This is a genomic window from Haladaptatus halobius (genome assembly GCF_020618475.1).
GTDB lineage: Archaea > Halobacteriota > Halobacteria > Halobacteriales > Haladaptataceae > Haladaptatus > Haladaptatus halobius.
Genome location: NZ_CP085335.1, coordinates 2,116,900 through 2,141,231 on the forward strand (window position 1 = coordinate 2,116,900; position 24,332 = coordinate 2,141,231).

General features: G+C 61.8%; 22 protein-coding genes and 1 tRNA gene. 16 read left to right on the forward strand and 7 right to left on the reverse strand.

From position 1 onward, the window contains the following. Positions 1–44 precede the first annotated feature (44 nt). The gene (locus LIW51_RS12375; protein WP_227374429.1) at positions 45–1,040 is read right to left on the reverse strand and encodes a phosphate signaling complex PhoU family protein; all 996 of its coding nucleotides are present in this window, start codon (positions 1,038–1,040) and stop codon (positions 45–47) included. A 322-nt stretch (positions 1,041–1,362) separates the two neighbouring features. Here LIW51_RS12375 and LIW51_RS12380 point away from each other — a divergent pair, with 322 nt between their 5' ends. The 5 genes from LIW51_RS12380 (at position 1,363) to phoU (ending at position 6,691) form a co-directional block, all read left to right on the forward strand. Beyond that, the gene (locus tag LIW51_RS12380) at positions 1,363–2,397 is read left to right on the forward strand and encodes a phosphate ABC transporter substrate-binding protein PstS family protein (RefSeq protein ID WP_227374430.1); all 1,035 of its coding nucleotides are present in this window, start codon (positions 1,363–1,365) and stop codon (positions 2,395–2,397) included. 54 nt (positions 2,398–2,451) lie between these two features. Next, positions 2,452–3,408: a phosphate ABC transporter permease subunit PstC gene (gene pstC, locus LIW51_RS12385; protein WP_227374431.1), complete on the forward strand. Its 957-nt coding sequence runs from the start codon at positions 2,452–2,454 to the stop codon at positions 3,406–3,408. A gap of 1 nt (position 3,409) precedes the next feature. After that, complete coding sequence (pstA, locus tag LIW51_RS12390; protein WP_227374432.1) at positions 3,410–5,095, forward strand: phosphate ABC transporter permease PstA; 1,686 nt, start codon at positions 3,410–3,412, stop codon at positions 5,093–5,095. Positions 5,096–5,182: 87 nt separating this feature from the next. Then, a complete protein-coding gene (gene pstB, locus LIW51_RS12395; protein WP_227376799.1) occupies positions 5,183–5,983 on the forward strand; it encodes a phosphate ABC transporter ATP-binding protein PstB in 801 nt (266 codons plus the stop codon). A gap of 30 nt (positions 5,984–6,013) precedes the next feature. Next, complete coding sequence (gene phoU, locus LIW51_RS12400) at positions 6,014–6,691, forward strand: phosphate signaling complex protein PhoU (RefSeq protein WP_227374433.1); 678 nt, start codon at positions 6,014–6,016, stop codon at positions 6,689–6,691. 408 nt (positions 6,692–7,099) lie between these two features. Here phoU and LIW51_RS12405 read toward each other — a convergent pair whose 3' ends face one another. Further along, a complete protein-coding gene (locus LIW51_RS12405; protein WP_227374434.1) occupies positions 7,100–9,322 on the reverse strand; it encodes a CDC48 family AAA ATPase in 2,223 nt (740 codons plus the stop codon). Positions 9,323–9,536: 214 nt separating this feature from the next. Between LIW51_RS12405 and larC the strand changes: the two genes are divergently transcribed. Then, positions 9,537–10,874 carry a nickel pincer cofactor biosynthesis protein LarC gene (gene larC, locus LIW51_RS12410; protein ID WP_227374435.1) on the forward strand — a complete coding sequence of 446 codons (1,338 nt, stop codon included), beginning with the start codon at positions 9,537–9,539 and terminating at the stop codon, positions 10,872–10,874. Between the two features lie 25 nt (positions 10,875–10,899). Further along, on the forward strand, positions 10,900–11,124 hold the full coding sequence (locus LIW51_RS12415; protein ID WP_227374436.1) for a hypothetical protein: 225 nt from the start codon (positions 10,900–10,902) through the stop codon (positions 11,122–11,124). Positions 11,125–11,142: 18 nt separating this feature from the next. Here the strand turns inward: LIW51_RS12415 and LIW51_RS12420 are convergent, their stop codons facing one another. Then, positions 11,143–11,871 carry a RuvC family protein gene (locus tag LIW51_RS12420; protein ID WP_227374437.1) on the reverse strand — a complete coding sequence of 243 codons (729 nt, stop codon included), beginning with the start codon at positions 11,869–11,871 and terminating at the stop codon, positions 11,143–11,145. A gap of 85 nt (positions 11,872–11,956) precedes the next feature. Here LIW51_RS12420 and radB point away from each other — a divergent pair, with 85 nt between their 5' ends. Then, positions 11,957–12,655, forward strand: a complete 699-nt coding sequence (radB, locus tag LIW51_RS12425; protein WP_227374438.1) for a DNA repair and recombination protein RadB — start codon at positions 11,957–11,959, stop codon at positions 12,653–12,655. 137 nt (positions 12,656–12,792) lie between these two features. Here radB and LIW51_RS12430 read toward each other — a convergent pair whose 3' ends face one another. Beyond that, entirely contained in the window at positions 12,793–13,935 is a 1,143-nt protein-coding gene (locus LIW51_RS12430; protein ID WP_227374439.1) for a CBS domain-containing protein, read from the reverse strand. Between the two features lie 95 nt (positions 13,936–14,030). On the opposite strand from LIW51_RS12430, the gene LIW51_RS12435 reads away from it, so the two are divergent. Both LIW51_RS12435 and LIW51_RS12440 read left to right on the forward strand, forming a co-directional pair. Continuing rightward, positions 14,031–14,366, forward strand: coding sequence for a lycopene cyclase domain-containing protein (locus LIW51_RS12435; RefSeq protein WP_227374440.1), 336 nt, complete (start codon positions 14,031–14,033; stop codon positions 14,364–14,366). Positions 14,367–14,508: 142 nt separating this feature from the next. Next, the gene (locus LIW51_RS12440; protein ID WP_227374441.1) at positions 14,509–15,177 is read left to right on the forward strand and encodes a DUF7344 domain-containing protein; all 669 of its coding nucleotides are present in this window, start codon (positions 14,509–14,511) and stop codon (positions 15,175–15,177) included. A gap of 134 nt (positions 15,178–15,311) precedes the next feature. Here the strand turns inward: LIW51_RS12440 and LIW51_RS12445 are convergent, their stop codons facing one another. Further along, positions 15,312–15,464, reverse strand: a complete 153-nt coding sequence (locus LIW51_RS12445; protein WP_227374442.1) for a hypothetical protein — start codon at positions 15,462–15,464, stop codon at positions 15,312–15,314. A gap of 883 nt (positions 15,465–16,347) precedes the next feature. Here LIW51_RS12445 and LIW51_RS39150 point away from each other — a divergent pair. Next, positions 16,348–16,620: a HalOD1 output domain-containing protein gene (locus LIW51_RS39150; RefSeq protein WP_227376800.1), complete on the forward strand. Its 273-nt coding sequence runs from the start codon at positions 16,348–16,350 to the stop codon at positions 16,618–16,620. 9 nt (positions 16,621–16,629) lie between these two features. On the opposite strand, the gene LIW51_RS12455 is transcribed toward LIW51_RS39150, so the two are convergent. Further along, positions 16,630–16,703: transfer RNA gene (locus LIW51_RS12455), tRNA-Val, on the reverse strand. Between the two features lie 163 nt (positions 16,704–16,866). On the opposite strand from LIW51_RS12455, the gene trpD reads away from it, so the two are divergent. Genes trpD through trpG form a run of 4 tightly spaced genes read left to right on the forward strand, consistent with a single transcriptional unit; the run spans position 16,867 to position 20,703 of the window. Further along, positions 16,867–17,871 carry an anthranilate phosphoribosyltransferase gene (trpD, locus tag LIW51_RS12460; RefSeq protein ID WP_227374443.1) on the forward strand — a complete coding sequence of 335 codons (1,005 nt, stop codon included), beginning with the start codon at positions 16,867–16,869 and terminating at the stop codon, positions 17,869–17,871. Then, positions 17,868–18,503 carry a phosphoribosylanthranilate isomerase gene (locus tag LIW51_RS12465; protein ID WP_227374444.1) on the forward strand — a complete coding sequence of 212 codons (636 nt, stop codon included), beginning with the start codon at positions 17,868–17,870 and terminating at the stop codon, positions 18,501–18,503. Before trpD ends, LIW51_RS12465 begins: the two co-directional genes overlap by 4 nt. Then, positions 18,503–20,062 carry an anthranilate synthase component I gene (gene trpE, locus LIW51_RS12470; RefSeq protein WP_227374445.1) on the forward strand — a complete coding sequence of 520 codons (1,560 nt, stop codon included), beginning with the start codon at positions 18,503–18,505 and terminating at the stop codon, positions 20,060–20,062. The genes LIW51_RS12465 and trpE overlap by 1 nt, the downstream gene beginning before the upstream one ends. After that, on the forward strand, positions 20,059–20,703 hold the full coding sequence (gene trpG, locus LIW51_RS12475) for an anthranilate synthase component II (RefSeq protein ID WP_227374446.1): 645 nt from the start codon (positions 20,059–20,061) through the stop codon (positions 20,701–20,703). The genes trpE and trpG overlap by 4 nt, the downstream gene beginning before the upstream one ends. On the opposite strand, the gene LIW51_RS12480 is transcribed toward trpG, so the two are convergent. Continuing rightward, complete coding sequence (locus LIW51_RS12480) at positions 20,679–20,840, reverse strand: hypothetical protein (protein WP_227374447.1); 162 nt, start codon at positions 20,838–20,840, stop codon at positions 20,679–20,681. The genes trpG and LIW51_RS12480 overlap by 25 nt on opposite strands. Before the next feature lie 382 nt (positions 20,841–21,222). Between LIW51_RS12480 and LIW51_RS12485 the strand changes: the two genes are divergently transcribed. Continuing rightward, positions 21,223–24,300, forward strand: coding sequence for an adenosylcobalamin-dependent ribonucleoside-diphosphate reductase (locus LIW51_RS12485; RefSeq protein WP_227374448.1), 3,078 nt, complete (start codon positions 21,223–21,225; stop codon positions 24,298–24,300). The last annotated feature ends 32 nt before the right edge of the window (positions 24,301–24,332 follow it).

Here is a 24,332-nt window from a genome sequence, read left to right on the forward strand (position 1 = left end):
TCGGCCTGCTTTATCTGTAGAAAATCACGGAACGAATGACGAGTTTAGGGTCGCGGTGCGGCCTTCTGAAGCGCCGTCTCCGCGATGTTGCCGCCGTAGTCGGCGCAGCGGGACAGGGAGTCGACGACGAGACCGAGCAGTTGCGCCTGCTGTGGGTCTTGCTCGCGGAGGAGTTTGTCGATGGTGCGCGCGTGCTCGTCGATGGCGAGGATCGACTGGCGGGCGTCGTTGGCGAGTTCCGTCGCTTCGTCGCTCTCGTCCAGAAAGAGGGCGTCCATCGCCTTGTCGATGACCTCCGTCGCGTCGTCGTGGAGTTCCTCGAAGCTCTCGACGACCTCCTCGGGAACCTCCGATAGCTGGAGCGTGAGTTGTCCGATTTTGGCGGCGTGATCGGCGATGCGTTCGAGTTGGCGGGCGCTGGAGTGATAATCGAAACACACCTCGCGCGACATCCCGAGTTCCTCGGTCGCTTTCGCCGTGCGGAGCGCCGCCCGGAAGATGCGCGAGACGACGAACCAGAGGCGGTCGACGTCCTCGTCGCGCTCGATAACGTCTTGGGCGATGTCGTCGTCGTTCTCCGCGAGGGCGGTGATGGCGTCGTCCAACATCGAGAGGGCGATGAGCCGCATGCGCGTGACTGCGTTGTGGATCGATAGCTCCGAGGAGTCGAGGAGATCTTGAATCACGACGCTGTTGCCCGTCTCCTCTAACACTTCGAGGCCGACGAGACTCTGGGTCGCGTCGCTGATGGTGCGGCGCTGCTCGGTCGTGATTCGACCCGCTTCGAGTTGGATGATGTCGAATCCGCTCACGTACATCGTGAACACCGCGCGTCGCAGTTCCTCGTCCTGCAAATCGCGGATGTCGAGCGAGCCTTCGAGCCGGTCTCGTTCGTCTTTCGGAGCCAGCAGCAGGGAGTCCGACTCCGGATAGAACTCGACGATGCTTCCCGCCTCGATTCCGTTCTCCGTCGCCCACGTTTTCGGGAGCGAGACGGTGTACGTCGAGCCGCCGGTGACCTGAACCTTGCGCGTCTCCATGTTCGTCGTTCGGGCAGGGAGTACTATAAATCCAACTATGTCTATATACCTTTCCGAAAAAGACTGTCACGAACGGAGATGTATAGCCAGACTGCGTTCTCCCCCTCCGAGAACGTGTTTTCCCGGCTGCACGTTCGTCGGTAACGGGAGATAAATACGTCGAACGAACCCCGGTGCTACCGACGTATCCACCGTTATCGAGGGTTTCGTTCGCTGACACCAGATGTGCGTGAGACGTGACTGCTTGCAGGACAATAGCATACAGAGAAATATATAGAGATAATAGCAACGCATTATTACATCCGGTTCTTGGGATTTAGTGATGTCAAACGAGTCGTCAGGCAGTGTTTCGCGGCGTCGATTCATCGTCGGAGCAGGGGCGACCGGCGCGGTCGCACTCGCGGGGTGTACGAAGAACCAGACCAAGGGTAGCAGCGGTGGCGACACTACTGGCACTACCGGTGGCAGCGGCGGTGACGGAAACCTGAGCGGTTCAATCAGTATCTCCGGTAGTTCGACGGTGTTCCCGCTGGCGGTCGCGATGAAAGAGGAGTTTCAAAAGGAACATCCCGGCATGACCATCGACATCAAGTCAACGGGAAGCGGCGGTGGCTTCCAGAACCACTTCTGTCCGGGCCAAACGGATTTCAACAACGCGTCTCGACCGATCAAGGACAAGGAAGCCCAGAAGTGCAAGCAGAACAATATCGACCCTGTCGAACTTAATGTCGCGACGGATGCGCTTACGGTCGTCGTAAACAACAACGCCGATTGGGTTGACTGCATGACCGTCGAGCAGCTCAAAAAGCTCTGGCAGGGCGGCAATAACAAAGTTCAGAAGTGGAGCGACATAGATTCCAGTTGGCCGAACAAGGAGATCAAACTCTACGGTCCGACAGAGGCGTCCGGGACGCTCGATTACTTCCACGAGGCCATCGTCGGCGAAGACAACAAACACCGGATGGATCACCAGGCCAGTGAGAACGACCGGCAGATCATTCAGGGTGTCTCGCGCGATAAGTACGCGCTCGGATACCTCGGATTCGCGTACTACAGCGAGAACAAAGACGAAGTGAAGGCGCTCGGCATCAACAACGGTGACGGCTGCATCAAGCCGTCGCTCGAAACAGCCAAGTCGGGCAAGTACAAGCCACTCGCCCGACCGCTGTTCACCTACCCGAAGAAGTCTGCGCTCAAAAAGGATCACGTCGCCGCGTTTGCGAAGTTCTGGATCGAACACTCGACGAGCAAACAGATCGTCGCCAAGGATGTCGGTTACGTGCCGCTCAGCGAGAGCGAGAAGAAAAAGCAGATGAAGAAACTTGAAAAGGCCATCAGCAAGGCGAATGGGAATTGAATCGCTGAACCGTTAAACGAAGGTCTTTTCGGCTGCGATAGGAGAACACAATCAATGAGTACTGATCGGATAACAGAAACTCTTACGAGACGGACGGAGAATTCGTCACGAGAACTGCTAGCACGGGGATTCTTTTTTGCGTGCGCAATTCTATCCATCGTGACGACGATTAGCATTGCACTCCTCTTAATCAACGAGACGCTTCGGTTCTTTAGCGAGACGGCGTGGCTCGTTAACGCGAAGGGAGAAGCGTACTCGATAATCAGGTTCTACACCGGGAAGAAATGGATACCGAGTCGAGGAGAATTCGGCGTCTTGGCACCGTTGACGGGGACGCTCATGGTGACCATCGAAGCCGCACTGATTTCAATTCCACTCGGCGTCGCAACTGCACTCTATCTCAGCGAGTACGCGAGCCAACGGACGCGGTCAGTTCTCAAGCCGGCACTCGAAATTCTCGCTGGAGTTCCGACGGTTATCTACGGATTCTTCGCTCTCATCTACATCACACCCGCGCTGAGCAACTTCGTGCAGCTCCAGTTCTTCAATGTGCTCTCGGCTGGCATCGTCGTCGGAATCATGATTATTCCGATGGTGGCCTCCATCAGCGAAGACGCCATGAGCGCGGTACCCGACGAACTCCGCCAGGCGGGGTACGGGATGGGCGCGACGAAGTTCGACGTTTCGGTCGGCATCGTCGTTCCGGCCGCCCTCTCGGGCATCTTCTCGTCGTTCATCCTCGCGCTGTCGCGCGCCATCGGGGAGACGATGGCGGTCACCATCGCGGCGGGGAGTAGCGCACAGTTCCTTAACCCCCTCAATCTGACGGCGTACACTCTGCCGAACATGCCGATGACCGCGGCGATCATCCAATCGTTGACTGGCGACTTCACCGGAGGAGGGATGGCGTACAGGAGTGCGTTCGCCCTCGGATTTTCACTGTTCGTCATTACGCTCGTGATGAACATCGTCAGCGACCTTATTGCGGAACACTACAGGGAGGAGTACTGAGATGGCAACCGACATGGAACGCAGCGAGACGGTAGGAAGCTTCGAACGAATCAGCCGAACTACCGGGACGATATTCAAATACGCGCTGCTCGGTGCGACGCTGTTTGGTATTCTCTCTCTAGGTGTCCTCCTCGTGTACGTGGCCAACGACGCGATTCAACCGTTGACCGCGGATCCGGGTTGGTTCCTCGTATTCTTCCTCGCCTTGGTCGTGCCGACCGTCGCCGTCTGTTGGTACCTGAATCAACGCGAAGATTCGCTCGCTGTGGGTGTCACCGCCCTCGGAATCGCGGCGGTCGGAACGTTGTTCGGCGCAGGGTTATCATCCGTGTTTATCGACGTCATCTCGCCGCTGACGTTGCTCGCGTACTTCCTCGCGCTATTCGTATCGTTGGCCATCTCCATCGGTCTGAGTCGAATCAACACTGATTTGCCGTTCCTCGGCTGGTTCGGAATCACGATCCTCGCGTTCGTCGCGTCGTTCACGTTTATCCCGGGAATCATCCTCGGATTCCCCTACGTCCCGACGGCCGGTATTGCGATGGGTATCGTATCCGGATCGCTGGTGGCGTTGGCGGCGCGGATGTACGTCGGCAGTAGATGGGACGGAGACCGAGTCCGAGTCCGAGATATCGCGGCGACCGTCGCGTTACTGGCGACGGTCGCCGCCGCACCGGTCGGCCAACTCGTCGGAATCGGTGCCGTGCCCGCTGCGCTACTGATAGCGATGGCCGGCGTTCCGCTCGGACTGTACGTCGCCGACACGGTCGTCCATCGACCGACCGATCGAATCGGACTCGTACTTCCCGCCGTCGTTGTCGGTGGGGCGCTTCTCGGCGCGCTCATCGTCGATCTCGTCGGGTTCGCCGGGCCGAAATCGTGGCTCGATTGGCAGTTCCTCGTCACCAACGTCTCTACCGACCCCGAAGACGCCGGGATGTATCCCGCCATCGTCGGGTCGGTGCTGTTAATGTTCGTCGTCGCCGTCGCCTCGTTCCCCCTCGGGGTCGGTACCGCCGTCTATCTCGAAGAATACGCGCCGGACAATCGGTTGACGAGAGTTCTCAAGATCAATATCTCGAACCTGGCGGGCGTTCCGAGCGTCGTATACGGGCTGCTCGGCGCGGGACTGTTCGTAACGTACCTCGGCCCCGGAATTCCGGTCTTACCGCCCGGCGTGGCGAATCCCCTCGGTCTATCGCCCATCTTCGTGGCCGGTAACCTGTTCGGCTCCGGTACCATCGTCGTGGGGGGACTCACACTCTCGCTTCTCATCTTGCCCATTATCATCATCTCCAGTCAAGAGGCGATCCGGTCGGTACCCGACGACATGCGGGAGGCCTCGTACGGCATGGGTGCGACTCGCTGGCAGACCGTCAAGAACGTCGTACTTCCGCGAGCGTTCCCCGGCATCCTGACCGGGACGATTCTCGGACTCGGACGAGCCATCGGTGAGACAGCACCGCTCATCATGATCGGGGCAGCCCACATCGCGGATCTACCGCGGTCGTTCGATTCGGTCGTCGCCGCGATGCCGATGCAGATTTTCGCGTATGCGTCTACGCTCGCCACCGACGAGTTCTACAATAGGATAGTCCCCGCAGCCGTCATCGTCCTCCTCGTCGCCATGCTGGCGATGAACTCCGTCGCCATCGCACTACGCAACAAGTATCAGAGGGAGCAATAAACAATGAGTCAAGAGAACATGCCACCGAACGAGGAAGCGAGCGAAAAGCAGAGAGAGGACGAGCAGTCGAGTTCGATGAACGACGAGATGCTCATCGAGACCGAGGTGGACTCCGAGGGCGCGCGGCGGGCGGACACGCCCGCCATCATCGAATCGAAGGACATCAGCGTTTGGTACGACAACAACCAAGCGCTGCGTGGAATCTCCATGTCGATTCCCGAGAACCGCGTCACCGCGATGATCGGACCCTCCGGGTGCGGAAAATCCACGTTCCTCCGGTGTATCAACCGGATGAACGACCTCATCGACGCCGCGCGCGTCGAAGGCGATCTCACGCTTCGCGGGAAGAACGTCTACGATGACGACGTCGACCCCGTAGCGCTCCGTCGGCGCGTCGGGATGGTGTTCCAGAAACCCAACCCGTTCCCGAAGAGCATCTACGACAACGTCGCTTACGGCCTGAACATCCAGGACAAGGACGGTGACTACGACGAAATCGTCGAGCAGTCGCTCAAACGCGCCGCGCTGTGGGACGAGGTGAAAGACCGGTTGGACGAGTCCGGTCTCGAACTCTCCGGCGGACAACAGCAGCGACTCTGCATCGCCCGCGCCATCGCGCCCGACCCGGAGGTGCTCCTGATGGACGAACCGGCGAGCGCCCTCGACCCCGTCGCCACCTCACAGATAGAAGACCTCATCGCCGAACTCGCCGAGGATTACACGGTCGTCATCGTCACCCACAACATGCAGCAGGCGGCCCGTATCAGCGACAAGACCGCCGTCTTCCTCACCGGCGGCGAACTCGTCGAGTTCGACGACACGCAGAAGATATTCGAGAACCCCGAACATGAGCGCGTCGAAGACTACATCACCGGGAAGTTCGGATAGACGCACACTGAAAACATCAGATCACGATCTATGGCACGAAAAAGTTATCAACAACAGTTGGTCGACCTCCAAGAGAACGTCCTCTACATGAGCGAGGTGGTGATGGAGCGCCTGCGCCTCGGTCTCAACGCGCTAGAACAGAAAGACCGCGACCTCGCCCGCGAGGTCATCGAGGGCGACGACGAAGTGAACGAGCTGTATCTCAAACTCGAACAGGACTGCATCGACCTGTTCGCGCTCCAGCAGCCGGTCGCCAGCGACCTCCGGATGATAGCGGCGACGTTCAAGATAATCACCGACCTCGAACGCATCGCCGACCTCGCCGTGAACCTCGGCGAGTACACGCTCGCCGCAGACCGCGATATGTTTCCGGAGGTCGACATCCAAGAACTCGGGAACGTCACCTTGGAGATGATGGAATCGACGATGGACGCGTACGCCGACGAGGACACGGAGGCCTGCTACGCCGTCGCCGACCGCGACGACCACCTAGACCAGCTCTGCGAGCGAGCGAGCCAACTGGTCGTCCGCGACCTCATCGAGACGGAACTGGAAAAGAACACCGAGGAGGAGGTCGAGCGCCTCCTCCAGGACGTTTCTCGCCTCCTGCTCACCATCCGCGACCTCGAACGGGTCGGCGACCACGCGGTCAACATCGCCGCCCGCACGTTCTACATGGTCGAGAACGACGACGAGCTCATCTACTGAACCTTTTACGACGGTCGAGGGTTCGCGATCGCGCGCTACGGCACGCGACCGCGAACCGTCTCCCTGTAAAAGGTTCATCAAAAGCGCTCACTTCGTTCGCGGAGAGTGGGCTAGCCTCTGGCGGGTGTGTCACCGGCAGATTTCCGGTGGCTACGTTAACCGGTCTATCGCTCACGTCGCTCGCTATTCTTGTCCGATTAGCAACCAGAAATCGGCCGACGACACAATTGCAGGACATCTGCCGGTGATGCAGCCGCTAGAAGTCACCACAAATCACCGCGAACGGAGTGAGCGGACTCGGCGCGGACCGAAGGGAGCACCGAGGTTTTCGTGGAGATTTTTCCAAGGAGGAGGCCGAGACGAGCGCTACGTGGCGCTGATCTCGGCACCCGACCGCAGAAAAAGGTGCTATTGGAAACCAATGCGCCCGCCGGTCTGGCGCTGGGGTGCGGACGAACCACCCTTGAACTCCTGTTCCATCTGCTCGTAGTAGTCGAGCAGGTCTTCCGTGATGGTGGCGCGGACGCTCTCCATCGCCTTGCGGAAGTGGCGCATCTCGACCTCGTCGGCCTCGTCGTCTTCGCGGAGCGCCTCGATGGCGGCTTCGCGCGCAATGGATTCGAGGTCGCTGCCGACGTAGCCGTCCGTCATCTCGGCGAGTTCGCGGAGGCTCACGTCGGGCGCGAGCGGCGTGTCGTCGGTGTGGATCTTGAGGATCTGCTCGCGGCCCTCGTCGTCCGGCTGGCCGATCATCACGAGGCGGTCGAACCGACCGGAGCGAATGAGCGCCGGGTCGATCATGTCGGGGCGGTTGGTCGCGCCGATGACCATCACGTCGCCCTTCTCTTCGAGGCCGTCGAGTTCCGTCAGCAGTTGGTTCACCACGCGCTCGGAGACGTTGCTCCCGACGTCCTGACTGCGGCCGGGAGCGAGGCTGTCGAGTTCGTCGAAGAAGATGACGGTCGGGCTAACCTGTCGCGCCTTGCGGAACGTCTGCCGAATGGCCTTCTCGGACTCGCCGACCCACTTCGACAGCAGTTGCGGCCCGCGCACGCTGATGAAGTTGGCGTTCGTCTCGTTGGCGACCGCCTTCGCCATCAGGGTCTTCCCGGTGCCGGGCGGACCGTAGAGCAGAACGCCCGACGGCGGATCGATACCCATCCGTTCGAACTTCTCGGGTGAGGTGAGGGGCCACTCGATGCTCTCTTTGACCTGACTCTTGGCATCTTCGAGACCGCCAACGTCGTCCCACGACACCTTGGGCAGTTCGACCAACACCTCGCGCATCGCGGAGGGTTCGACCTCGTTCAGCGCGCCGCGGAAGTCCTCGCGCTTGACGATCATCCGGTCGATGAGCGACGGCGGGATGGACTCCTCGTCCAGATCTATCTCCGGGAGGTAGCGCCGGAGTGCCTTCATCGCGGCTTCCTTCGTCAGGCTCTCGATGTCTGCACCGACGAAGCCGTGGGTGTCGTTCGACAATCCGGGGAGGTTCACGTCGTCGGAGAGGGGCATCCCGCGGGTGTGAATCTGGAGGATCTCCGTGCGACCTTCCTCGTCCGGCACGCCGATCTCGATCTCGCGGTCGAACCGACCGGGACGTCGGAGTGCCGGGTCGACCGAATCGACGCGGTTGGTCGCCGCGATGACGATGACCTGTCCCCGCGCTTCGAGTCCGTCCATCATCGTCAGCAGTTGGGCGACGACACGGCGCTCGACCTCGCCGGTCACGTCTTCGCGCTTCGGTGCGATGGAGTCGAGTTCGTCGATGAAGATGATAGAGGGTGCTTCCTCGGCGGCGTCCTCGAATATTTCACGAAGCTGTTGTTCGGACTCGCCGTAGTATTTGGAGATGATCTCGGGGCCCGCGATAGAGAAGAAACTCGCGCTGGTTTCGTTGGCGACCGCCTTCGCCAACAGGGTCTTGCCGGTGCCCGGCGGTCCGTGGAGCAGGACGCCCTGCGGCGGTTCGATGCCGAGTTTCTGGAAGATCTGCGGGTGCTTCATTGGGAGTTCGACCATCTCCCGCACGCGCTGAATCTCGTTCTGGAGGCCACCGATGTCCTCGTAGGTGATGCCCCCGCCGGTCTTCTCGAAGCCGGATATCGGCTCCTCTCGCAGTTCGACCTCGGTGTCCTCGGTGATGAGGCAGACGCCGTCCGGGTCGGTCTCCACGGCGATGAGCGGGATGGCCTGTCCGGGCGAGCGCATGAACGGGTGATTCGTACTAGACATGACGGGCACGATGTCGCGCTCGACCACGGGCCGTTTCAGAATCTGACGTTTGACCATTCCGGCGGCGTCGCTTCCGAACTGGACGCTCGCCTCTTCCGGCGGCGCGAGCACCAGTTTGTCGGCCTTCTCGGCTTCCGCCTTGCGGATTTCGACGCGCTCGCCGATACCGACGTCGGCGTTCTGGCGCGTAAAGCCGTCGATACGCACCGTGTCGGTGTTCCAGTCCTGCCGGTCGGCGCGCCAGACTTTGGCCGCCGTCGTGTCGCCTCCTTCTATCTCGATGATATCTCCGGGGCTCAACTTCAGATGTAAGAGCGTATCCGGATCGAGACGGGCGATACCACGGCCCGAATCGTTCGGGTACGCTTTCGCCACCTCCAATTGCACTTCGTTCATGATTGTTCAGTTGCGGGGATAGTTGTGGGTGATGGTTCGCGGGGCATAAGTCCTTTGTTAGCGGGACTTTCGGTCACGCTAGTCACCGATAGCCGCCGATAGCTCGAACCGAGCCCGCGTGCGATTGATGGCTACTACGGGACGGCAGTACAAAGGGATAGTGGTGCCGACACGACCGATGGGATTTTTCGCACTTCGGCGCGCGATGCGAGGTATGAGGACGCTTGCGTTCGACGGGCGGATGGGAGCGAGCGGGGATATGATTCTCGGGGCGCTGCTCGACGCAGGGGCAGACCGCGACACGCTCTCGCCGGTGGAAGACGCGCTCGACGTGGAGTATTCAGTCGAGAAGACCGTCAAAAACGGTATCTCGGCGACGCGGGTTCGGGTGCTTCTGACCGACGAAGTGGGGGCGAGCGAGAACGACGCCGAGCACTCGCACGACGAAGACGACCACCGGCACGACCACGATGGTCACGCTCACGACGAGCACGGACACGACCACGAGCACCGCGATCACTCGCACGACCACGCGGAAGGTGCCGGGCCGGCGCGCACCTACCGAGAGGTCATCGACCTGCTAGAATCGATGGGCCTCGACCACGGTATCGAAGACGATGCGAAGCGAGTCTTCCAAATCCTGGGCGAGGCCGAAGCGAGCGTCCACGACACCGACCTCGACTCGACGCACTTCCACGAGGTCGGGGCGGACGACGCGATCGCGGACGTGGTCGGCGCCTCGCTCCTGTTCGCCGACCTCGACCCGGAGCACGTCGTGACGACCCCCCTCGCCACCGGCAGCGGCGAAGTCGGGATGAGCCACGGAACCTACCCGATTCCCGCCCCGGCGGTGGTCGAAATTGCGGCGCGAGCGAACTGGTCGCTCTCGGGTGGCCCCGTCGAGGCGGAACTGCTCACGCCGACGGGGGCCGCGATTCTCACCCACTTCGCGGATGGGGTCGAGACGCTTCCGACGCTCCGCGTCGAGGCGTCGGGATACGGTGCGGGAGGGTACGACTTTCCGGAACATCCGAACGTCCTGCGGGTGCTCGTAGGAGAGTCGAAAGGTGGTCTCGTCCGCGACGACATCGCCGTCCTCGAAACCAACCTCGATGACGCGCCGCCCGAGGTGCTCGGCGGGCTTCAAGAGACGCTCTCGGATGCTGGCGCGCGCGACGTTTCTATCCTTCCCGCGACGATGAAGAAGGGGCGTCCGGGCCACCTCGTGAAGGTCGTCGTCAAACCCGAGGACGCGGAACGGATCGCCCGAAAACTCGCCGAGGAGACGGGGACGCTCGGCGTCCGCGAATCGGGCGCGAGCCATCGCTGGATCGCCCGCCGGGAGTTCGAGACCGCGACGCTGGAGATGGCAGATGGAGAGTTCGAAGGCGATGAGTTCGACGTGACCGTGAAGATCGCGAGCGACGAGTCCGGGTCGGTGTACGACGTGAGCGCCGAGTTCGACGACGCGCTGGCGGTGGCACGGAAAACGGGACTTTCGGTGCGCGAGGTGATGCGGCGGGCGGAGGCGGCGGTTCACGAAAACCTATAACCGCCGATAGGTCGTAGTCGGCGGTATGGCTCGCGTCCGCATCCAGTGTCCGTTCGAGGGCTGTGCGGGAATGGGCACGTTCGAAACCGACCCCGACGGCGAGGTCGTCGCCCGCGAGAAGGGCCACGTCGAACTCGACAAGTTCCAGAAGGTTGGCAAGCAGTTGCTCTCGGGAACCATTGTCAAAGAAGAGCACCTCCGGTGCCCGGACGACGAAACACATCTGTTCACCGTGCTGGTGGAACTCTGAGTTGTCTCAGGTCGTCTCTCACTCCTCGCGGTGTTCGTCGAGCGCCTCTTCGATGGTCAACTCGCCCGCGGCGACCCGACGAGCCAGTTCCTCGTCGATTTCGCGGTTGTCCGCCGAGCGCTCGCGCGACCGCCGTTTGATGACGCCCAACTCGCCCGCGGTCGGTTCTATCTCGCGCTCTTCGACGACCTCGCCCTCCAGTCGCGCGATGTTGACCGCCGCGAGCGCGTCGCCCATCCCTCGCGCCCCAGTGCCGAGGTACGGGGTCGTTCCCGTTTCGTCCACCAGTTCAACCCGCACGTTGTCGAGTTCGCGGATGAGTTGCGCGCCCTGAAGGCGCGCGCCGTCGCCGATTCGAACGATGGGGTCGACGGTGTCTTCGACCTCCTTTCTGACGATAGCCGCGGCGTCTGCGAGGGGGACATGAAACGCCGCGGTCACCATGTCACCCGAGAGCACCGCGATGCCGGGGCGCGTCCCGGGGTCAATTCCGACGACGGTTCTGCCCGCTTCGCCTCGAAGGAGGGTCAGCGCCTCCTCGACCGCCTCTCGGGGGTGTTCCGGGTCGGCGACGACGACCGGGAGGTCGGTGTCAAGGTCGTCGTCCTCGGCCCGGATGCAGATTCGCGCTCCGTCGGGGAGTTCGTCGCCCGGTTCGACCGTCGTGAACCGGACGCCCCTGTCGCGCAGTTCGTTCACCACGTCGTGGTACACTTCGAAGTCCGCTGTCGCAACGACGACTGTCACTACTCGCAGTTCGCGGCGGCGGAACAAAGTCGCAACGGTCGCGTCGAAACCGGAACCTTTTGCGTGAGAAGTACCAAGAGGGAGTGTGACCGACGCCGAGAAACTGACGACCGGGTGCCCGTCCGTGGACGACCTGCTTGGAGGCGGACTGGAGCGGGGAACCGTGACGCAGGTGTACGGGCCGCCCGCCGCAGGGAAGACGAACGTGGCGCTTGGGGCCGCCGTCGAAACCGCGCGAGCCGGAGGAACCGTGGTCTACATCGACACCGAGGGACTGTCCATCGACCGCTTCGAGCAAGTCGCCAGCGCGCGCGCCGACGACGTGGACGAACTCGCCTCCCGAATCGTCATCAAGGAAGTGCTCGATTTCGGAGAACAGGAAGAAGCGGTCAGGGACGTGACGGAGTTCGCCGAGCGCGCGGATCTCGTCATCGTCGACAGCGCGACCGGGTTCTACCGCCTCGAACGGAGCGAAGACGAGAAGGCCGGCGAGGCGCTCCGCCGAGTCGCCCGCCAAGTCACCCACCTGCTCTCGCTCGCTCGAAAGTACGACATCGCCGTCCTGTTGACGAATCAGGTGTACACCGACCCGGACTCCGACGGCACCCGCCCCCTCGGGGGACACACGCTCGAACACTGGACCGGCGTCGTCCTCCGGGTCGACCGCTTCCGCGGCGGGAACCGCCGAGCTACACTCGAAAAACACCGGTCGAAATCGGCCGGCGGGCGCGCTCAGTTCCGCATCACCGACTCGGGACTCGAAAGCGCGGAAGAGACGGTTTGAGAGGCTGACGGAGTTTCGTTTTCGAGAAGACACCGTCGCGTGACTACGTCTTCGGGTGAGTTGCCGAATCAGGACGAAAATCACGACGCTATCGACGCGAAAGACGAGAAGTCGAACGACTGGCGTGAACTGCGCGGTTACAGTTCGTTGAGTTTTCGGAGCAGTTGGCCCTCGTACTCCCGGTCGCTCTGGACGCCTTTGAGTTCGAGAACGTTGCGCTCCAGCGTGTCGCGGGCGACGTTGAACGCCTGCTCCGCGCCGTAGCCTTCGCCGGTACCTGCGACCTGTCCGCGGTTGGTGCGGAGGCGGATCTTACACTGCACGAGCGGCGTTCCGCGAAGTTTCTCTTTGTGCTCGTGGAATCGGACGTGGGCGTGGCGCACGTGCATATCCTGGTACTTGTTCGTGATCTCCTCGATGCTCTCGCGGATGTCCTGCCGGGAGATGGTGTCGAGGAGGCTGATGTTCGTGATCTGCACGTCCATGTGGTCTTCCTCCGTGAACGTGAGGGCGCGGAGCACGTCCGTCTTGGTGAGGACGCCGCCGACGACGCGGTTGTCGTCTTCGGGCGTGACGACGAGTCCGGCGTAGTTCTTCTCGAACATCAGTTCGACCGCCTCGCGGACGGTCGCGGAAAGCGAGATGGTCTCGACGGGGCTATTCATCACGTCGTACACCGGCAGGTCGAGCATCCGGTTGCTGTCGCCCGTGCGCTCGCCCGTTGTCGGCTTGTCCATGTTCCGGGTGACGAAGTCCACGATGTCGTGGGTCGTGACCATGCCGGTGAGGAAGCCGTCGTCGTTCACGACCGGGAGGCGAGAGATGCTGTGCTCGCGCATGTTGTTGATGACGCGACCGAGCGTCGCGTCTTCGGGAATCGTGATGGGGTTCTCCGTGTATATCTGCTCGACGACGAGGGCGTCCAAGTTCTCGAGGACACCTTCGAGGATCATGTCCTCGTCGATGATGCCCCAGACTTGATCGCCCTCGAAGATGGGTGCGACCTTCGTTCCTCCTTCGACGAGCGCCCGTGCGACGTCGCGCACGCCGTCGTTCCAGTTCACCTTCGGCGCGGGTTTCGTAAGCGTCGCTACCTTCGTCTGGTCTTCGATGTGCGACTGGAGAAGCTGTTTCTGGGTGATGACCCCGTCGTACTCACCCGCCTTAGTCACGACGATGCCTTTCGGGTTCTCCTCCTCGAAGATCGAGCGCGCTTTCCCGAGTCGTTCCTCCGCTTCGATCTCGAAGTACTCCGTGGTCGCAATGTCAGAGATATCCATCGTCGTTTTGAATGTCGTACTCCGTGGTCTTGAACTTTGTCGCACGAGGAGCATCGTTGCGGGGTTTTTAGACCCGGAACCCGTACCACACGGGCGTGTTACCAGATATCGGTGCGGTGTTCGGCCCGTACACGTACCTCGCCAGCGAGGTCGTTTTCGGGTCGCTCGCGCTCCTGTTACTCGTGCGGGCAGACGCCCTCGTCCGCGCCGGGAAAACCATCCTCGTCCTGTACCCGCTCGCCTATGTTTGGGACTGGTACACGCTCACCATCGGCGTGTTCGAGATTCCACTTCGAACCGGGGTCGAACTGGCCGGGATTCCGGTCGAGGAACACATCTTCATGGTCGTCGTCCCGGCGCTCGTGCTCGGTATCCACGAGAACCTGTGGCACATCCGAGAGGAAGCGTCTGAAACCGCCAGTAAGCGGTGATTACCGCCGGAAGGCGAGACGGTACGGAGCGATTGTCACCTTGCGTAACCACTCGTTTACCTCTGGTAAATGGTGAATAACAAAGGCCAAACCCGGCAATGTTCGAATCCATGCTGGGTTACGAGCAAGGGGTGGCGGAGTAATGAGCACAATCGGTGACTCCTCTGGCACGGGGAGCAACGATACGGATAGTCAATCGGACGGGTCGGACTCGACCGTCGCCGAACACGTTTCAGACCTATTCGAATCGAAGAAGTCGCAAACGGAGCGGGCCGCGCCCCTCTCGCGCGACATGGTTTTCGACGTACTGAAAAATCAGCGCCGTCGGTACGCCCTTCACTACCTGAAACAGGCCGAAGAAACCGTCCAGTTGAGCGACCTTGCGGAGCAGGTCGCCGCGTGGGAGAACGATACCACGGTGGACGCTATCTCGGCCGCGGAGCGAAAACGAGTCTACACCGCACTCTATCAGTCCCACCTCCCGAAACTCGACGATGCAGGAATCGTAGATTACAACCAAAATCGGGGTATCGTCGAACTCGCCACCGCCGCAGAGCAGCTCGACCCGTATCTCGAAACGAACACCGGCGACGATATCTCGTGGTGCAAACGGTACCTCGGACTCGCCGTCGCCGGATTCGCGCTGCTCACCGCGGCGTGGCTGGAAGTCCCGCTGCTCGCCGGTATCGCCGACATCGGTCTCGCCCTACTCGTCGTTCTCGCGTTCACGCTCGTCGCCGTATTCCACACGTACGACGCGCGACGCGCACCCACGACCGGCGAAACCATGCCGGAAATTCTGGACGAGTAGAACCGCATCCGCTTTTATCGGCTCGCCGTCGAGAAGCGACCAGCACGAGAGGGTCGAGAGCGTCTACGACCGCGCGAATGATGGTAAGATTTCGTCCGAATTTCACCGTAGGTGTAAATTACCGGCGTGCTCACTCAGAAGAACGGGCTTGTCGATTCATTGTTGATCGTATCGTCGTCGTTCTCGCGGCGCACCGTTCGCTGTGGCGATGCTTGAATCTCGGAAACGGCGGTCGAGGAGGTGACGGGCGCACGAAAGGGGTGGTAGTCTGTGAGGGCGATCTTCACCTATGAACTTGAACCGAACGTCCGTGCCGTTCCGATCTTATTGAACAGGTCTACGCTCGGTGTCTATTTTATTATCCGTCGGTTAGGGAATCAGTAGATGGTTCCTGAATCGGATACGCGGTCGAATTTTACGTCTATTTGGGTCGCAAAGCGGTGATTGAACCGATGGGGGGTGGAGCACTGTTCCAACTCATCAGAGGCGAGGTGTGCCCTCGGCAAGCCGAGGGGGAGGCCAACTTCTTCACTCGACGGTAGGCATTTCGACCGGGATAGGGTAAATGGGTTTCTGACGGTAGTTTCGACGGTGTTCGGCGGTCAGTCGTCACAACAATCCGGACAGAGCCCTTCTTGTAGATAGATCGGGAGATTCAGAGATCCACATTCCTTACACTTTTCGGTGATCTTGTTGTGATCATCTGGGTCAACCCCTCTGGCCATACGACTTCTTGTTTAATCAGAACGCTAATAAGGATAACCAAGACGAATTGATACGAGTGAGGATAAATCGGGGAGATTCCCCGCTGTACGCCTTTTTCGTGATCTTTAAAAATCCGTGAGCGTCACGAATGATGACCGCGGACGAACCCCACGCTATCCGTTACTCTGGAACCGTAGTAGATCGAGTGGATTTGGGCGGATAGAACATGCCGCCCCCGGCGCGCCGCGCCCTGTCGCACAAGGTGGTTCGTGAACACTATGGCAAACACACCCAGACGGGCAGAATACAACAGTTGAGAGGGATAACAAGTGAAATATCCTCTCCCCTGAAGTTGCAACTACATCTGTTATAATATCTGCCATGAAAACGTATAACGAGCGTGTGAGAATGTGGGTGGCAAATCCCGATAAGCGTCCCGATGGGGGTAAGACCCGAGTTCATTAAATCGTAGTCGAAGTTCTCGAAGAACACGGCGAAATGGACTTAGACTCGGCGGACTGGACACTCTACGATTACATTGACCCTGATTCACTCGATAGCCTCTTCGACCATGAGGGTAACACGATCACGTCACTTGAGTTTATGGTGAAAGGGAAGACGGTCACCGTCTGGCAAGACGGAGAGGTTAACGCTGAGTGGAATAGTCGAATCCCTTGCAAGGGTGTTTTCCTTCTTCGAAGGGTAATGTTATGCCTTCTTGTAATTCCACTTTCGTAGAACTTCGAGTGGGTTTGGGCAGATTTGAACTGCCGGCCTCCTCCATGTCAAGGAGGTGTCATAACCAACTAGACCACAAACCCAGTCGGCTTTCGAACGCATCCCTTCGTTGGCCGCAGGGGTAATTGAAGGTTTCGAAATACCGCGCCGTAACCGGATTTCGATCCCGAGCGCCGGGGACGACAGTTTTAAGTCGATGTACGAATGTGTTCATTATAGATCTAAACAATACACTGGTGTTCCACTATGCAGGACTACATCGAACTCGTCACGGAGGGACGCGACCTCACGCTCGCGCAAGCGCGGGAGGCGGCGAGCGCCGTCTTCGAGGACGCGACCGAGGCCCAGATCGGCGCGCTCCTCTCCGGGCTGCGCGCGAAAGGAGAGACCGAAACCGAAATCGCGGGGTTCGCGCAGGGGATGCGAGCGGCGGCGCGAACCATCTCCCCCGACCGAACGCCGCTGGTGGACACCTGCGGCACGGGGGGCGACGATTACGACACCATCAACGTCTCGACGACCTCGGCCATCGTGGCGAGCGGCGCGGGCGTGCCGGTGGCGAAACACGGCAACTACTCCGTCTCGTCGTCCTCCGGGAGCGCCGACGTGCTCGAAGAGGTCGGCGTCGTCGTGGATTCGGAACCGCCCGCGGTCGAGCGGGCCATCGAGGAGCAGGGAATCGGCTTCATGCTCGCGCCCGTCTTCCACCCCGCGATGAAGGCCGTCATCGGTCCGCGGCGCGAACTCGGCATGCGAACCATCTTCAACGTGCTCGGGCCGCTGACGAATCCGGCGGGGGCCGACGCGCAGGTCGTCGGCGTCTACGATTCCGACCTCGTGCCCATCATCGGTCGTGCGCTTGCACACATGGACGTGTCGCATGCGCTGGTCGTCCACGGTTCGGGGATGGACGAGATCGCCGTCCACGGCGAGACGACGGTTGCGGAGGTCGAAGGGGAGGTTATCGAGGAGTACGCGCTCTCGCCCGAAGACCTCGGCGTCGGTCGCCACGACGTGGCCGCCGTCGCGGGGGGAACGCCCGCCCAGAACGCCCGTGACCTCCGCGGAATCGTTGAAGGCGACGTGAACGGCGCGAAACGCGACATCGTGCTGGCGAACGCCGGGGCCGCGGTGTACGTCTCCGGACGAGCGACCTCACTGGAAGACGGCGTCGAACGGGCGCAGCAGGCGGTCGACTCCGGCCGTGCGGGCGAGCAACTCATGGCGATGGCGGGGGCGGTGTCGGCATGACGCGGGTGAAGATCTGCGGACTGACCCGCGAAGACGACCTCCGGATGGCAATCTCGGCTGGAGCCGATGCGGTCGGCCTCCTCGTGGACGTACCGGTCGATTCGCCGCGCGAGATCGACCGGAACCGGGCCGCCGAACTCGCCCGAAAAGTGCCGCCGTTCGTGACCACCGTGCTGGTGACGATGCCTGAACGACCCGAGCGTGCCGTCGACCTCGCTCGAACCGTCGAACCCGATGCAGTACAGGTTCACGGGATGAGCGTCGGCGACCTCGCCTATCTCACGGCGAACGTGGACGCGAACGTCGTCCGAGCCATCGACGCGACGAGGGAACAACCGGAACGCTACGACGGCGTCGCCGACGCACTCCTGCTCGACGCCGGTAAGGCGGGCGGGACGGGACAGACCCACGACTGGGAACGCGCCCGGCGAGTCGTCGACTCGCTTGAAACGCCGGTCGTGCTCGCCGGCGGGCTGACGCCGGAGAACGTCTCGGAGGCGGTCGGGACGGTCGAACCGTTCGCCGTCGACGTGGCGAGCGGCGTCGAATCGAACGGCGGGGAGAAAGACGCCGCCGCCGTCGAGTCGTTCGTCGGAAATGCGAAGTCAGCGCGGAGACCGGTCGTGCAATGATGAACCGCGACGAGTTCGAGACGCTCGCCGAGAGCGACCGGTCCGTCGTCGTCCACGCGGCGACCGACCTCGACGTGTCGGTCGATCCGCTGGCGGCGTACTCGGCGCTCAGCGGTGACGAGTACGACTTCCTGCTCGAAAGCGCGGAGAAGGTTGCATCCAGCGACCCGGACGGCGCGTTCGACTCGGAGGCGACGGACGATCGTCGGGCGCGCTACTCGTTCGTCGGATACGACCCCAAGGCGGTCGTCGCGGTCGGGCCGGACGAAACCGACGTTCGGACGCTGGACGACAGGTGGAGCGACGACCGCGTGTCACCTATCCCCGCAACCCCCGAGGAAGGGGACGTACTCAACCGACTCCGGGGGGTGTTCCCCAACGTTCCGCGCCGAGGATTTCCGGACGATGGGGCGTTCTCCGGCGGTCTGGTCGGCTTTCTCGCCTACGACGCGGTGTACGACCTCTGGCTGGAAGAGCAGGGGATAGAGCGCCCCGAGACGCGACTGCCGGACGCACAGTTCGTCCTGAACACGAAGACGCTCGTCTTCGACCACGTCGCGGGAACGCTCTCGCTCGCGTTCACCCCCCTCGTTTCGCCGGCCGACGATCCCGGCGAACTGTACGACGAACTGGTCGCCGAAGCGGAGCGAGTCGCCGACGCGCTCGAATCGGCCGACGACCCCGAGTTCGGGGAGTACGTACCGAGAGACGAGACGGCGGAGCCGCGAGCAGCGTACGAGGACGCGGTCGAGCGGGCGAAAGAACACGTCGAAGCGGGCGACATCTATCAGGGCGTCGTCTCGCGCAAGCGGGAGATAGACGCCGAGATCGATTCGCTCGGATTTTACGCCGCCCTGCGCGAGGTGAACCCCTCGCCGTACATGTACCTCCTCGGCTACGACGACCTGACCGTCGTCGGCGCGAGTCCGGAGACACTGGTCTCGGTTCACGACGACCAGATCGTCTCGAATCCCATCGCCGGAACGTGTTCGCGCGGCGGAAGTCCGATGGAAGATCGGCGACTCGCCGGCGAACTGCTGGCGGACGAAAAGGAGCGGTCGGAACACGCGATGCTCGTCGACCTTGCCCGGAACGACGTGCGCCGGGTCGCCGAATCGGGGAGCGTGCGCGTCAAGGAGTTCATGAACGTCATCAAGTACAGCCATGTCCAGCACATCGAGAGCACCGTGACGGGGACGCTGGCCGAGGACAGCGACGCTTTCGACGCAGTGCGCGCCACCTTCCCCGCCGGGACGCTGACGGGCGCGCCGAAGATTCGAGCGATGGAGATACTCCACGACCTCGAAGGGAGTCCTCGCGGCGTCTACGGCGGCGGCGTCGGCTACGTCTCGTGGACGGGCGACGCTGACTTCGCCATCGTCATCCGGACGGCGACGGTGAAGTCGAACGATTCGGAGGAAATCACGGTGCAGGCCGGCGCGGGAATCGTCGCAGACAGCGACCCGACCGCCGAGTTCGAGGAGACCGAACAGAAGATGGGCGGCGTGCTGGCGGCGCTGGAGGCGATGGAACGCGAACTCGCGGAGGTGCCGCGATGACCCGCGTGCTGTTCGTGGACAACTTCGACTCGTTCACGTACAACCTCGTGGAGTACACCGAGGAGGCGCTTCGGGTCGCGGCCGAGCACTCGGCCGTGACCGCACCCGAAGCGACGTTCGACACCGTTGTCGTGAAGAACACCGCGTCGCTGGCCGATATCCGCGACGCGGAACCGGACGCCATCGTCATCAGCCCCGGCCCGGGCCATCCCGAGAACGAGCGGGACGTGGGCGTTACGAGCAGGGTGTTCAGCGAACTCTCGCCCGAGATTCCGACACTCGGCGTCTGTCTCGGGTTGGAGGCGGCGGTACACGTGTACGGCGGCGAGATCGGTCGCGCTCCGGAGCCGGTTCACGGGAAGGCGTTTCCGGTCAAACACGACGGAATCGGTGTGTTCGGCGGGCTGGAACAGGGGTTCCGCGCGGGGCGGTATCACTCGCTCGTCTCGACGACGGTGCCCGACTGCTTCGACGTGAGCGCGACGACCACCCACCGAGGCGAAGAACTCGTGATGGGAGTCCGCCACCGCGAGCATCCCATCGAATGCGTTCAGTTCCACCCTGAAAGCGTGCTCACGGCGCGAGGGCGGGAAGTAATCGAAAATTTCCTCGTGTGCTACACCAACACGCCAGCCGCGTAGAGCGCGGCCACGATGAGGACGCCGACGATGGCGACTCGCCAGATGAGTTTGAGGGCGAACCGCACGGCGAGGACGAGCAACACGATCGCGATGACGACTGCAAACGCGCCGACAGGTTCGATGGCCAAGGGGACCATAGGAGAAATGACGCAATACCGAATGGTAAACGTATCGGTGGTGTCGGTTTTCGTTCGAGCGAAAACCGGAAGATAATGGGCGCGGTATGGGGTCGATACCGCGAGAAATATCTTCGTACAGGTCACTTTCGCCCCGGACTGAACACTCTTATAATCCCCGCCGTATTACTCTGAGTAGGTCGAAACCAGTCGCCAGTCGGGGGACTGTCAATCAAAGAGAATAAACCAGAGGCGTCGCTATACAACTGTACTTGCGGTAAAGAAAGCAAACTTAATTTGGGATGGGTCAGATGGATTCTTCGTCACGAATGAAACGGGTCGACATGCACATCGAAGGGCGAATCGGTACACAGAGAACCGCTGAAGCGGTGGTGACGCTCGAATGAGCGGCGCGCACGAGACGGACGCCGACGAGGTCACCCTCCCGGTCAAGCGCACCGAGGGGGCGACCCTCGAAGACCGGATGACGGGCAACGCGTACCACAACATCCTCCCGGCGCGGTATCTTCGGAAGGACGCGGACGGGAACCTAGTCGAGACGCAGGAGAGCCTGTTCCCGCGCGTCGCCGAGAACATCGCGCTCGCGGAAGCCGTCTACGAAGCCGAAAAGCGGGGCGTCGAGATCACGGTGACGCCCGACCAGTTGAAACCCGACCACCCTCGACGGGACGAACTCGCCGCCGAAGTGTTCGGAAAGGGAACTGCGGCGGACGACGAGGCGGAGACGACGCTCACGGTCTACAACGTCAACAAGTTCGCCTACGACACCGTCGTCCCCGAGCTCCCCGAGGACATCCGCGAACACGTCGCATCGGTTCGGGACGAGTTCGGCGACCTGATGGGGCAGTTGTCGTTCGTCCCGAACTCGCCGACGCTGATGAACGCGGGCGACGAACTCCAACAGCTCTCCGCGTGTTTCGTCGATTCGCCCGACGACGACATCACGGATATCCACCAGACCGCGAAGGAGGCCGCCGAAGTGTTCCAATCCGGCGGCGGCATGGGCTACGCTTTCTGGCGACTCCGACCGTACGGCGACGCCGTGGGTTCGACGGGCGGCATCGCGTCCGGCCCCATCACGTTCATGCGAACATACGACCAGATGTGCGAGACCATCGCGCAGGGCGGTGCGCGGCGCGGCGCACAGATGGGCGTCATGCGCGTCTCGCACCCGGATATCATCCAGTTTATCCACGCGAAGAACAAGGACGTGAGTCTCGCAAACACGCTCCGGCTGAACGACCCCGACGACTACACGCACACATCGTTCAAGGAGGCGCTCGAAGAGGCCCGCGAACTCATCGACGAGGAAGGTCGCGTTCCGAAACACCTCCGGAACGCCGCCGAGGGGCACCTCTCGAACTTCAACATCTCCGTGGGCGTCACGGACGGCTTCATGGAGGCGCTGTACGAGGACGAGGAGTTCGTCTTCACCAACCCACGCACCGAAGAACCGCACGTCGCCACCGAGCACACGAAGGAACTCTACGACATGTTCGGCCTCGGCGAGTACGTCGAGGCTGGCGAAGTGCTCTCGATTCCGGCGAAGGTCATCTGGAACCGCATCGTGGAAGGCGCGTGGGAGAACGGCGAACCCGGCGTCATCTACCTCGAGCGGGTGAATAAGGAACACTCCTTCGACGTGGAGAAACACCCCGACCACCGGATTCTGGCGACGAATCCGTGCGGCGAACAGCCACTCGAAGAGTACGAAGCCTGCAATCTCGGCCACATCAACCTCTCGACGGTCGCCGACTTGGACGCCCCCGACTGGCGCGTCTGGTACGAGGAGAACGGCGACAGTTACGGGTCGCTCTCCGAAGCCGTCGATGCGTTCCTCCGGGACGCCATCGACTGGGACGAGTTCGACCACCGCATTGAGTGGGGGACGCGGTTCCTGGAGAACGTCGTCACGATGTCCGACTTCCCGGTCGAGAAGATCGAGCAGAAGGTTCGGGACATGCGGAAGATCGGACTCGGCATCATGGGACTGGCCCAGTTGTACATCCAACTCGGCGTCCGCTACGGCAGCGATGAGGGCAACGAGATCGCCCAGCAGTTGATGACTCACATCAACCACGAGTCGAAGTGGGCGTCCCACGAACTCGCCGAAGCGCGAGGGTCGTTCAACGACTGGTCGGACTCGAAGTACGCGAACCCCACCGACTACCCCGAGTGGTTCGAACACCAGACCGGACTTGACCCCGAGAAGTGGGAGGAAGGCTTCTCCATCCGCAACCATAACACGACGACCATCGCGCCGACGGGAACCACTTCGATGGTCGGCAACACCACGGGCGGTTGCGAACCCATCTACAACGTCGCCTACTACAAGAACGTCTCCGACGACGTGCAGGGCGACGAGATGCTTGTGGAGTTCGACGACTACTTCCTCCGCACGCTAGAGGCGAACGACATCGACGTGGAAGCGGTCAAGGAAGAAGCTCAAGAACAGATGGCGAAAAACGAGTTCTCCGGCGTCGAAGGGCTGGAGAGCGTCCCGGACGCCATCGGCGAACTGTTCGTCGTGACGGGCGACCTGACCGGTAAGCAACACGCCGCGGTGCAGTGCGCCTGCCAGCAGGGCGTCGATTCGGCCATCTCGAAGACCTGCAACTTCCCGAACTCCGCGAACAAGGAGGATATGGACGAAGTGTACCGCTACATCTACGACCACGGCGGGAAGGGCGTCACGGTCTACCGCGACGGCACGCGCTCGAAGCAGGTGCTCACCACGCGCGCCGACAACGCCGAGTTCGCGGACGAAGAGGAGGCCGCGGCGACCATCGTGGAGCAGATCGAGGACGTGTTCGGCGGTATCGAGGGCTTCATCGCCAACGAGGAGGTGCAAGCGGCTCTCGACGACGAACTGGAAAATCTCCTCGGCGACGGCGTCACGGGCGGCGCGTACGCCCAGGAGCGCCCGCGCCCCGATGTGCTCCACGGAGTCACGCAGCGCATCGACACCGGCTACGGCAAGATGTACGTCAACATCAACGAGGACGAGAACGGCGAGCCGTTCGAACTGTTCGCCACCATCGGCAACTCCGGCGGGTTCACCAACTCCTTCACCGAGGCGCTGGCGAAGGTCATCAGCTACGCGCTCCGGTCGGGCGTCGACCCGAAAGAGATCGCCGCCGACCTACAGGGAATCCGCAGCCCGAAAGTCGCGTGGGACAAGGGCGAGCAGATAAATTCCATCCCGGACGCAATCGGCGTGGCGATGCGGCGCTACCTCGACGGGGAAATCGAGAAGGCCGCCTACCCGCAGCAGGTGACACTCGAAGAGACGACGGACGACACAGAGACGGACGGCGGGGCGATCGAGACGAAAGACGCCTCCCAATCGCTCATCGACGCCGGCGAGAGTCCCGAGTGTCCCACCTGTGGGTCGCTCTCGCTGTACTTCTCGGAGGGCTGCAAGACCTGCGAGTCCTGCGGCTGGAGCGAGTGCTCGTAACGCTATCATAGCGTCCCATTTTTTCGGGTGTG